Genomic DNA, 10,888 nt, shown 5'->3' on the forward strand with positions numbered 1-10,888 from the left:
TATAGGAATTTATGCACAGGAAGCGGCGTGCCTGTTCACATCGGCTGGTAGCGCCAATCTGACATCTCGAAGGTTTAAAGTTATGTTCAATACGACTCGGTCTGTTTTTTAAACTGATTGTGATATATTTCTCATACTTTAACGTTTTTCAATTCTGGAGAGAATACTGACGAAATGATGCTGTTTTTATAATGAAAGTGAAATCAGCATGTAAAAAATTTTTTCTCAGCATGGTGTTCCGCCGAACTTCCAGCTTGGTCACTTTGAAAATATTCATCTATTCCAGGAGAAGATCAGGACAGGCTTTAGATTAAAAATCCGGGGGCAGACAAAATGACACAGACAGACCTTTGTCCTAAGTTTGAAAAAGGAATTTCTATTTTAAGTAAACGATGGACAGGACTCATCCTGTTCCAGCTTCTTAAGGGAAAACAGCGTTTTTGTGAAATACAGGGGTCCATTCCCGTAAGCGGCCGGCTTCTCTCCGAACGATTGAAAGAACTTGAACTTGAAGGTATTGTTGAAAGAAATGTCTTTCCGGAGGTTCCTATTCGGGTCGAATATTCTCTGACATCAAAGGGAAAGGCTGTGGAGCCGATAATCAGAGCTATCCAGAATTGGGCCGAGATGTGGATTGAAGTTGAGGAAAAAAGAAAAGATATACTTTAAAGTCAAAGGGGAAGAATTGCTTTCCTCTCTTTTTTTATTTACAGCATAACAATGTTATGTTATATTTGGCTTGCGGCATTCATCATTGGCCATACAGGAGGTGATCAGGATAGATAATAAATTGATTACCAAGAAGGATCTGCTGAAAATGACCGGCATCTCTTATGGTCAGCTCTATCGCTGGAAAAGGAAAAATCTGATCCCCGAGACGTGGTTCATCCGCAAGGCAACCTATACCGGCCAAGAAACCTTTTTCCCAAAGGAGAAGATCCTGAAACGCGTTTCTCAGATCACCGCTCTGAAAGATACTCTGTCGCTTGATGAACTTGCCGATCGTTTTTCACCACGGTCTGTAAAAAAAATCAGGCTTTCCAAGCAGGAAGTGCTCGAGTGCAACATTGTTTCTAAGACTGTCCTGAATTATTATCTGAAGGCGGAAGGGGACAGTGAAACATTCCGGTTCGTTCAGCTTTTGTCGCTTTTTCTGCTTGAAAAGCTGCTCCGAACCGGAAAAATGAACCTTGACGAGGGGAAGGAGCTTCTGCAGGTTCTGAAGTCCTATGGGAATGATGTCTCTGAAAGAAACGGCCGCCTTTATTTCATTCGAAAAATGGGTGTTCCTATCTTTTTCATCGTAGCTGGAGATACGGATGCTTTTTTTGAAAGCGAGGTTCATGTTGTAGCCCTGATCCATCTGCAGCAGTCCATCGAAGCATTAGTCGCGCAAATTGAAAACCATGGAAAGTCTTTGGATGCAGTGGAGGAGGGGAGACCGAATGGCTGAGACGGGAATGAGAAACCTGACCGTAATGGGAGAAAGCTCAACGGGCGGCGGGAAGTTCGAAAAAATGCGCGTCGTGGGTGAATGCGAAGTTCATGGCGATCTCGATATCGGGTCGTGCAGAGTCGTTGGAGAGTGTGCGGTTTACGGCGATAGCTTTTTAAGAGTTTAAAAAAACAGGGCCTGACGGTCGACAGCATTGAAGAAGATGATATCTACCTTGAAGAAACTGCCGCCCGTACGGTGAGAGGCAACCGTGTGACGATCGGGGCCGGCTGCGTTATCGATGAAGCCACGTATAAATCGGATTATCAAAAAGCAGAGAGCGCAAAAGTAAATTCTGCGGTCAGGGAATAGAGGAGGCGGATTATGGAACAGCCAAAATCATTGGATTCACGCAAAACATTTTCATTCGTCTTGGCCGGATTAATGCTCGGCATCTTCATCTCATCAATGGATCAGACAGTGGTCTCGACAGCTATGGGTACGATTGTCTCTGATCTTGGGGGACTAAACCAGTTCGTATGGGTTACTTCGGCTTATCTGGTTACCGAGATGGCCGGTATGCCGATTTTCGGCAAGCTCTCCGACATGTACGGCAGAAAGCGATTCTTTATTTTCGGTCTTTGCATGTTCCTGTTCGGCTCCGTTCTCTGCGGAACGGCTACATCCATGACACAGCTCAGTATTTACCGGGCGCTGCAGGGGATAGGCGGAGGTTCCCTGATGCCGATTGCTTTTGCGATCGTCTTTGACATTGTTCCGCTTGAGCAGCGGGGAAAATTAAGCGGCATGTTCGGAGCCGTCTTCGGACTTTCCAGCGTTTTAGGACCGCTGCTTGGAGCTTTCATTACCGATCATCTGAACTGGCACTGGATCTTCTATATTAATATTCCTCTGGGTGTGATCGCCGTTGTTCTCATTGCCTTATTTTATCAGGAGTCGCGCGCACACGAGAAACAAGCCATTGACTGGGCGGGTGCGGCAACGCTCGTGCTCTCGACTGTCAGCTTGATGTTCGCGGTTGAACTGGGCGGAAATACGTACGGGTGGACTTCCTCCGTCATTATCAGCCTTTTCGCTTCTTTTGCCATTTTTTTCATTCTTTTTCTCGTTGCCGAGACAAAGGCGTCGGAACCGATTATATCCTTTAAAATGTTTCACAGAAGACTATACGCTGTCAGCAATCTGGTCGGTATCGTCTACGGCATACCCTTTGTGGTTGCTATCGTTATGCTGCCGATATACATTCAGGGCGTTTTCGGTGGCACGGCGACAAGCGCGGGCCTAATGCTGCTGCCGATGATGGTCGGCGTCACCGCGGCAAGCGTTGCCGGCGGAATTCTGGCCCAGAGAATGAGTTACAGGGCCATTATGCTGCTGCATGGCGTTATTTTAATAATCGGACTGCTCCTTGCGGGTACGATGGCCGCGAATACATCGTTTTCACTTGTTATGATCTATATGGTGATTATCGGATACGGAGTCGGAGCATCATTTGCTGTTCTCGGGATGGCGGCCATTCATGGATTTAAGCCGACGGAATTTGGATCTGCCAATGCGACACTGGCATTTCTGCGTGAGTTCGGTATAACGGTCGGGATAACCATATTCGGAACGATTCAAAGCCACATTCTCTCTTCGAAGCTTAAAGATGTGTTCGGCTCGATGGGCCACGGCGGATTTCTGAACCAGCTGAGCAATCCGCGGGCGCTGCTCTCACCTGAAACACGGTCGCATGTTCCAAAAGAGGTGTTGCATCAATTAGCGGACGTCCTTGCGTCTTCGATCACCGCCACTTTTCTCTGGACGATCATTCCGGCTGTGCTGGCTCTTCTTCTGATTGCTTTAATGCCGGGTGACAAGCTGGCCTCGGTCAAGATACCGGACAGATCCTGAAAGATAACTACAGAGCCTTTCGATAGGGGGAAGGCTTTTTTTGTTTGATTTTAGACCACCAGAAAACTGGACACGACTGAAGATTAAGTATTATTTTTCAACAATAAAATTCCCCGCTCATTTCTTTTGACTAAGAAGTTACGTAAAAAAACAATTTTTTAAATATTGACATAGATTAATTTCGACTATATACTAACTTTATTCCTTTAAAATGTTTTTCACGATTCAAGTTTCTGCAACGACCCATTGACAGCCCCTTGAATCACCTGATAGATGCATTGGAAAGGAATTTTGAAAGATGCATTATAACAATGACACAATTTTCATTATCGGAGATTCGAAATCTTCGCAGAAGAATCCGATTACGATCAAGTTTCATCAGTTTTTTCTCGGACTGGTCGTTGATCGGACAAACGGAAGAATTATCGATGTGGAGTGTTCGGCAACGATACAGATGACCGTACGTTTCGTCCGCTCCTTACTTATTGGACGATTTATGAACGATCCATCGATTGTCGAAGAAATCCGCCTGCGTTATTTCGGTTCCTCGCAAAGGGCGCTCATTGTCGCCTTTAATGACGCTTTAAAGAAATATAATCAGGTCGTAGCCGCTTTGTCTACATAAACCTAGACAAAATCCAGCCCGTGCTTTTAAAGGCTGGATTTTGTCGTTCAATGAAAATATCAAGAAACAGTGTCTGAACGCTTTGTTACTCACTTTAATGCACTATTAATTGTTTCAATATTGTGTTATTTTAGTCATTTTTTTCGAAGGGAGGATACCTTTTTTGGCAAAGTTCATTATTAAAAGATTTACAGCGATGATTTTAACGCTCTGGGTGATCACAACGCTGACTTTTATTCTGATGCACGCGATTCCCGGCTCCCCGTTCAACAATAGCAGCGGGAAAGCGATCAGCGGAGCTGCTTTGAAGAATATGGAAGCGCACTATCATATGAACCAGCCGCTTTCCATCCAGTATTTGATCTATCTGAAGTCGGTTGCAACCTTTAATTTCGGTCCGTCGATCAAACAGCCTGCCCAGACGGTCAATGATTTACTGGGCCGCGGGTTCCCGGTGTCTTTCGAGCTGGGCATGTGGACGTTGATCGTCGCGATTCTTTCGGGGGTGCTGCTCGGCGTCCTTGCGGCGTTGAAACATAACGGGCTTATTGATTATATCGCGATGACGATCGCCGTCTTCGGGATTTCAATTCCGGATTTTGTGCTTGCAACCATGCTGATTCAGGAATTTGCCGTCAACCTTCAGTGGTTTCCGGCAGGAACGTGGCAGGGTGTGAGTTACATGATTCTGCCGATCATCGCATTGGCGACAGGGCCGATGGCGATCATCGCCCGTCTGATCCGTTCCAGCATGCTGGAAGTCCTGACCCAAGACTACATAAGAACGGCACAGGCAAAAGGACTCTCCCCGGTCCTGATCGTTTTCAAACACGCATTGAAAAATGCTCTCCTTCCCGTTGTCACCGTTCTTGGCACGCTGGCAGCGGCAATCCTGACCGGTACATTTGTCATCGAAAAGATTTTTGCTATTCCGGGCATGGGGAAATACTTCGTTGACAGCATTAACTCGCGTGATTATCCGGTCATCATGGGAACAACCGTTTTTTATAGTGCCATTTTGATTGTGATGCTTTTTCTTGTGGATATCGCCTATGGATGGCTCGATCCGAGAATAAAGATGGACAGGGAGGCAAGATGATGGCAGCCGCGAACGGAAAATGGTCTCAGCGGATTCCGGAAAAGGTGCCTGATCTCTGGTTTCGAGCATTGAACCGAAATCAGGAGAAACAACCGGAAATTGTTCGCCCAAGTGTTTCTTATTGGCATGATATGTGGATTCAGTTAAGAAAAAACAAGTTGGCGCTCGGCGGACTGACTTTTCTTATTGTGCTCGTTCTCATGGCCATACTCGGCCCTATTGTTTCATCCCATTCTGTCACGGCACAGAACCTAGTGATGCAGAACCTCGAGCCCTCCGCCGGTCACTGGTTCGGAACGGACAACCTCGGACGGGACGTCTTCACAAGGACATGGTACGGGGCGCGGATTTCTTTGTTTGTCGGCCTGGTTGCAGCGCTGGTCGACTTGCTGATCGGCGTTGCTTACGGAGGGATCTCGGGATACATAGGGGGCAGAACGGATCTTGTCATGATGCGGATTATTGAAATTTTATATGGTCTGCCCTATCTTCTGGTTGTCATTCTTCTGATGGTCGTGATGGGGCCAAGCCTTCTCACGATAATCGTCGCCCTGACGGTTACAGGCTGGACAGGAATGGCAAGAATTGTCCGCGGCCAGGTTCTTCAGCTGAAAAATTATGAGTTTGTTACGGCTTCACAATCGTTCGGAAGCAAAACATGGCGGATCGTTCGCAAGGATCTGATTCCGAACGCCATGGGTCCGATCATCGTCCAGATGACGCTGACTGTTCCGTCGGCAATTTTCTCGGAAGCCTTCCTCAGTTTTCTCGGACTGGGCGTTCAGGCGCCTTATGCCAGCTGGGGTGTTATGGCGAGTGACGGGCTGACTCCGTTCCTTGAGGGCCTTTGGTGGCAGTTATTTTTCCCGGCGCTGTTTATCTCGTTAACCATGTTCGCGTTTAATATCCTTGGCGACGGACTTCAGGATGCGCTGGATCCGAAATTGAGGAGATGAAAACAGTGGAACAGGAACCATTGCTTGACGTTAAGAATCTTCATGTCTCCTTTAAGACCCACGGAGGGGAAGTGAAGGCCGTCCGCGGGGTCAGTTTTTCGCTTGAAAAAGGAGAAACACTGGCGATTGTCGGCGAGTCCGGCTGTGGTAAAAGTGCGACATCGCTCGCGGTTATGGGCCTCATTCCTGAGCCGCCCGGCAGAATAACAGAAGGAGTCATCTCTTTCAAAGGCAGGGATATGGTCAAAATGAGTCCCAAACAGAAGCGGCGGATTCAGGGCGTGAATCTGTCCATGATTTTTCAGGATCCAATGACCGCTCTGAATCCGACCCTGACCATTGGTTCACAGCTCACGGAAGGTATCGTACATCAGAAAAAGGCGACAAAAACGCAGGCCAGAGACAAAGCCATGGAGATGCTTGCACTCGTCGGCATTTCCAATCCTGAAGAACGGATGAAACAGTATCCGCATCAGTTCAGCGGCGGAATGCGGCAGAGAATCGTGATCGCGATGGCACTGATCTGTGAACCTGATCTGATCATCGCGGATGAGCCGACCACAGCGCTTGACGTGACCATTCAGGCACAGATTCTTGAATTATTCAATAAAATTCAGAAAGAGACAGACGTGGCAATCATCATGATCACCCATGATCTTGGTGTGGTCGCCAAAGTTGCCGACCGGATTGCCGTGATGTATGCGGGCAAAATTGTCGAGCTAGGGGCTAAACGCGATATTTTCTATCGGTCCGGGCACCCCTATACCCAGGCTTTACTGAACTCTGTTGTTCGGCTTGATCTTCCCTCGGACACCCTCAGACCGATCAACGGTGCGCCGCCTGATCTCTTTTTGCCCCCCGCAGGCTGCGCCTTCAGTCAGCGGTGTCCGTTCGCGATGGAAGTGTGCGAGCATGTTCAACCGCCAACAACGACGCTTGACGCGCATCATGCTGTTGATTGCTGGCTTTTAGATAAAAGAGCAGTTGAAAACCGGCAAAGGGTTGAAAATCTACAAAATCAGGGGGAATCGTTTTGAAAAAGTGGCTGAGCAAGGCATCACTGCTTGGAATCGCAGTAATCTTGGTTTTTGCTTTCAGCGGCTGTACGGCAAAACCGAATGCATCAAGCAGCGGCGGAAAAGAAATATTGAAACTGAACAGCGGGGCTGAACCGACATCTTTGGATCCGCCGATGGGCTATGATCAAGTTTCATGGGATCCTTTGAACAACCTGATGGAAGGGCTGACCCGCCTTGGAAAAGACAACCAGCCGCAGCCGGCAATCGCGCAGAAATGGGATGTTTCCGCGGACGGTAAGACGTACACGTTCCATATTCGCAAAAATGCGAAATGGGACAATGGCGATGACCTGACGGCCGGCGATTTTGTCTACGCCTGGAAACAGATGCTCGATCCGAAAAAGGCTGCCCCCGCTGCATTTCTTGCTTATCTGATTGCAGGCGGGGAAGCCTACAACACCGGAAAGGGTTCAGCTAACGATGTACAGGTGAAAGCGATCGATTCAAAAACACTTCAGGTAACCTTGACTTCAGCTCAGTCCTACTTTATCAGCATGGTTTCCAACCCGGCGTTTTTCCCAGTTGATCAGAAGGTTGCTGAAAAGAATTCGAAGTGGTACGCCAACGCGAGCACATTTGTCGGTAACGGGCCGTTCAAACTGGCGTCATGGAAACATGATTCCAATATGGTGTTTAAAAAGAGCAGCACTTACTGGGACAAAAATACCGTAAAGCTTGATGAAGTCGACTGGGCGATGGTCAGCGATCCGAACACGGAATATCAAATGTATAAAACGGGCCAGCTTGATATGGCCGGGGTTCCGGCGGACTTGTCCAGCCAGTTTTTTAAACAAGGAAAAGTCCATGTTGCGCAGCAGGCGGGGACGTACTTTTTCAGCATGAATGTCAACATGAAACCTTTCAATAATATTAATATCCGCCGCGCTTTTGCGATGGCCGTCGACAACAAGCAGATCACGGACTATGTTGTCAAACAGAAAAACGTTCCCGCCTACGGTTTTGTTTCTCCGGGATTTAAAGATCCGAGCGGTCAGGACTTTCGCGCGCACAGCGGCAACCTGTACAACTACGATCCCGCGCAGGCAAAGAAGCTCCTTGCCCAGGGGATGAAGGAAGAAGGATGGCAAACACTCCCGCCGGTCACTCTGACTTATAACACGAGTGATAATAACAAGTCGATTGCCGAAGCGATTCAGGCTATGTACCAAAAAAATCTGGGCATTAATATTAAGCTTGCCAATATGGAGTGGAACGTGTACCAGTCTCAGCAGAAAGCGGGAAAATTCCAGTTTTCGCGTGGTTCCTTCCTTGCCGATTACGGCGATCCGATCAATTTTCTTGAAAATTTCCAGACCGGCATGCCGATTAATAGCATGGAATGGAGCAACAGCGAATATGATAGTCTGATTAAACAGGCGAAAAACGAAAAAGATGACACGAAACGCTTTGCGCTGATGTACAAAGCGGAAAAGCTGCTGTTCCAGCAGATGCCGCTTTTTACGACGTATTTTTATAATCAGACGTTTCTGCTGAACAGTAAAGTCCATGGACTTGTCTTTCATCCGGCCGCTTACATCGATTTGAAGTGGGCGTCGAAAACCAATTAGCTCAAAAAGGGGCATAAAACATAATCGCCGATGATCAATCATAAGCCGTTTTCCTGATATCGGAAAGCGGCTTTTCGTTGAATTAAGCAATCAAGGATAGGTGACAGGAATGATAGTTCCGGAACGATTGCGGGAAGGGGATACAATCGGGGTGATCAGTCCTGCCGGACCGCCTGAACTGCTGAATCTGGACCGTGCCGTCGACTGGCTTAAACAGCTCGGTTTCCAGATCAAGGTCGGAAAATATGTTCGCAATGTGAATGGATATCTGGCCGGGTCGGATCAAGAGCGTCTGAGCGACTTTCACGAAATGTTTTTGGATGACACGGTTCGCGCGATTATCTGTTCCAGAGGGGGGTACGGGAGCGCACGGTTTGCCGATCAGATCGATTTTAATCTGATCCGCCGTCATCCGAAAATCTTCTGGGGGTACAGCGACATCACCTACCTTCACACGGCTATTCGCCAGATAACGGGACTGGTAACTTTTCATGGGCCGATGCTCGCCTCCGATTGGGGGATGGCAGACGTGCCGCTGCTCTCCAGACTATTATTTTCCCAGCTTCTTCAGCCCGGCTGGCTGAGGTATGACGAACAGGTGTCCAATCTGTACGTGATTGCGGATGGAGTAGCGGAAGGGCCCCTTGTCGGCGGAAATCTTTCGTTATTGGTCAGCACTCTTGGCACGCCATTTGAAATCGATACGAAAAAAAAACTGCTGTTGATTGAAGACATTGGAGAGGATCCCTACAAAGTGGACAGCATGCTGAATCAGCTGCGCCTCTCCGGAAAACTTGATCAGGCGGCTGGTTTCGTGATCGGGAACTTCCGTTTGGATCGTTTGATAGAAGAGGATGACTCACCATCCTTTGATGAAGTTTTCAAAACTTATTTTGGCTCTTCGGGAAAACCTGCTCTGAGCGGATTTCTGATCGGGCACTGCCGGCCGAATTTTTCTGTACCTCTGGGGACGGAAGCGTTTCTGGATACGGAAAAGAAACAGTTGTGGGTTCAGCCGGGAGTTTTCTAGAGAGTGGGAGAGAAGAAACTTATGAAAATTATTGACGTTAAAACAAAGAGACTTTCGATTCCTTTGAAGAAGCCTTTCAAGACGGCGCTTCGGACTGTGAGTGAAGCGGAAAGCATTGTCGTCTATATATACTGTGACGACGGAACTGTCGGTATTGGCGAAGCGCCGCCGACCCATGTCATAACCGGTGACAGTCTTGAAAGTATTAATTATGCTGTCATGCAGGTTATCCGACCCTCCATCATCGGGCTGGAAATTGAACAGAAAGAGCAGATTGAGTCGATTCTTGAGAAGGTGATTCTGAACAATTCCAGCGCAAAAGCCGCTGTAGATATTGCTATTTACGACTGCCTCGGCAAAAAAGTTCATCTGCCATTGTATCAGCTGCTGGGAGGCTATACAACACGGCTGGAAACGGATTATACAGTCAGTGTAAGCCACACTGAAGAGATGATTGAGGATGCGCGGTCGCTTGTTGAAATGGGCTTTGACACATTGAAAATTAAAGTCGGCAATTCAACTATAGGGGAAGACATTGAACGCGTTTCCGGAATTCGCCGGGCAGTCGGGAATCATGTGAAACTGAGGCTGGATGCCAATCAGGGATGGAGCGTCAAGGAAGCCGTTACCGCGATTCACAGATTGGAAGATATGGATCTTGGGATTGAACTTGTTGAGCAGCCGATCCCGGCATGGGATATTGAAGGAATGAAACGGGTAACGGAAAACGCTGAGATTCCCATTATGGCTGACGAGAGCGTCTTCAGTCCTCGTGATGCGGCGCATCTTCTTGCCATTCACGGCTGCGATATGATCAATATTAAATTAATGAAAGCAGGGGGCATTTCGGGAGCGGAAAAAATTAATGCACTGGCTGAAGTCTACGGTGTGGAGTGCATGGTCGGCTGCATGATCGAATCGAAAATTTCCGTGACCGCTGCCTGTCACTTTGCTGCGGGCAAGAAGAATGTCACCCGCTGTGATTTCGATGCGCCGCTCATGTTTGCGTCCGATCCGGTGATCGGCGGGGTCCGCTTTCAGCAGAATCAAATTTTTCTCCCCAAAGACCCGGGACTGGGAATAAAAAAGGTGCTCATCGATGACTGACAAAAGGGAGTCTTGTGGTATTAAGTCAAGACCTGAATAAGATTCATTTCTCTGTTTCTCATTGATCTTTGAAAA

11 protein-coding genes are annotated in these 10,888 nt (G+C 47.8%); all 11 read left to right on the forward strand.

The genetic code is table 11. The features are described 5' to 3' along the window. Positions 1-333 precede the first annotated feature (333 nt). The 11 genes from IEX81_RS14205 to IEX81_RS14255 all read left to right on the forward strand — a co-directional run bounded on the left by IEX81_RS14205 (position 334) and on the right by IEX81_RS14255 (position 10,813). Positions 334-669, forward strand: a complete 336-nt coding sequence (locus IEX81_RS14205; protein WP_188804517.1) for a winged helix-turn-helix transcriptional regulator — start codon at positions 334-336, stop codon at positions 667-669. A 121-nt stretch (positions 670-790) separates the two neighbouring features. Beyond that, on the forward strand, positions 791-1,453 hold the full coding sequence (locus IEX81_RS14210; RefSeq protein ID WP_229727631.1) for a YhbD family protein: 663 nt from the start codon (positions 791-793) through the stop codon (positions 1,451-1,453). Continuing rightward, positions 1,446-1,622 carry a hypothetical protein gene (locus IEX81_RS14215; RefSeq protein WP_188804519.1) on the forward strand — a complete coding sequence of 59 codons (177 nt, stop codon included), beginning with the start codon at positions 1,446-1,448 and terminating at the stop codon, positions 1,620-1,622. Before IEX81_RS14210 ends, IEX81_RS14215 begins: the two co-directional genes overlap by 8 nt. A gap of 197 nt (positions 1,623-1,819) precedes the next feature. Then, positions 1,820-3,349 (forward strand): MDR family MFS transporter, encoded by a 1,530-nt coding sequence (locus IEX81_RS14220; RefSeq protein WP_188804521.1) that lies wholly within the window; start codon positions 1,820-1,822, stop codon positions 3,347-3,349. A 298-nt stretch (positions 3,350-3,647) separates the two neighbouring features. Beyond that, positions 3,648-3,974: a DUF3870 domain-containing protein gene (locus tag IEX81_RS14225; RefSeq protein WP_188804523.1), complete on the forward strand. Its 327-nt coding sequence runs from the start codon at positions 3,648-3,650 to the stop codon at positions 3,972-3,974. 163 nt (positions 3,975-4,137) lie between these two features. Then, positions 4,138-5,073 carry an ABC transporter permease gene (locus tag IEX81_RS14230; protein ID WP_188804524.1) on the forward strand — a complete coding sequence of 312 codons (936 nt, stop codon included), beginning with the start codon at positions 4,138-4,140 and terminating at the stop codon, positions 5,071-5,073. Then, positions 5,073-6,029 (forward strand): ABC transporter permease, encoded by a 957-nt coding sequence (locus tag IEX81_RS14235; RefSeq protein WP_188804526.1) that lies wholly within the window; start codon positions 5,073-5,075, stop codon positions 6,027-6,029. Before IEX81_RS14230 ends, IEX81_RS14235 begins: the two co-directional genes overlap by 1 nt. A gap of 5 nt (positions 6,030-6,034) precedes the next feature. Further along, positions 6,035-7,066: an ABC transporter ATP-binding protein gene (locus IEX81_RS14240; protein ID WP_308424091.1), complete on the forward strand. Its 1,032-nt coding sequence runs from the start codon at positions 6,035-6,037 to the stop codon at positions 7,064-7,066. Continuing rightward, entirely contained in the window at positions 7,063-8,676 is a 1,614-nt protein-coding gene (locus IEX81_RS14245; RefSeq protein WP_188804530.1) for a peptide ABC transporter substrate-binding protein, read from the forward strand. Before IEX81_RS14240 ends, IEX81_RS14245 begins: the two co-directional genes overlap by 4 nt. 109 nt (positions 8,677-8,785) lie before the next feature. Continuing rightward, on the forward strand, positions 8,786-9,706 hold the full coding sequence (locus tag IEX81_RS14250) for a S66 peptidase family protein (RefSeq protein ID WP_188804532.1): 921 nt from the start codon (positions 8,786-8,788) through the stop codon (positions 9,704-9,706). Between the two features lie 21 nt (positions 9,707-9,727). Then, a complete protein-coding gene (locus tag IEX81_RS14255; RefSeq protein WP_188804534.1) occupies positions 9,728-10,813 on the forward strand; it encodes a mandelate racemase/muconate lactonizing enzyme family protein in 1,086 nt (361 codons plus the stop codon). Positions 10,814-10,888: the final 75 nt, after the last annotated feature.

The sequence above is a fragment of the Sporolactobacillus putidus genome (genome assembly GCF_014647035.1).
Taxonomy (GTDB): Bacteria; Bacillota; Bacilli; order Bacillales; family Sporolactobacillaceae; genus Sporolactobacillus; species Sporolactobacillus putidus.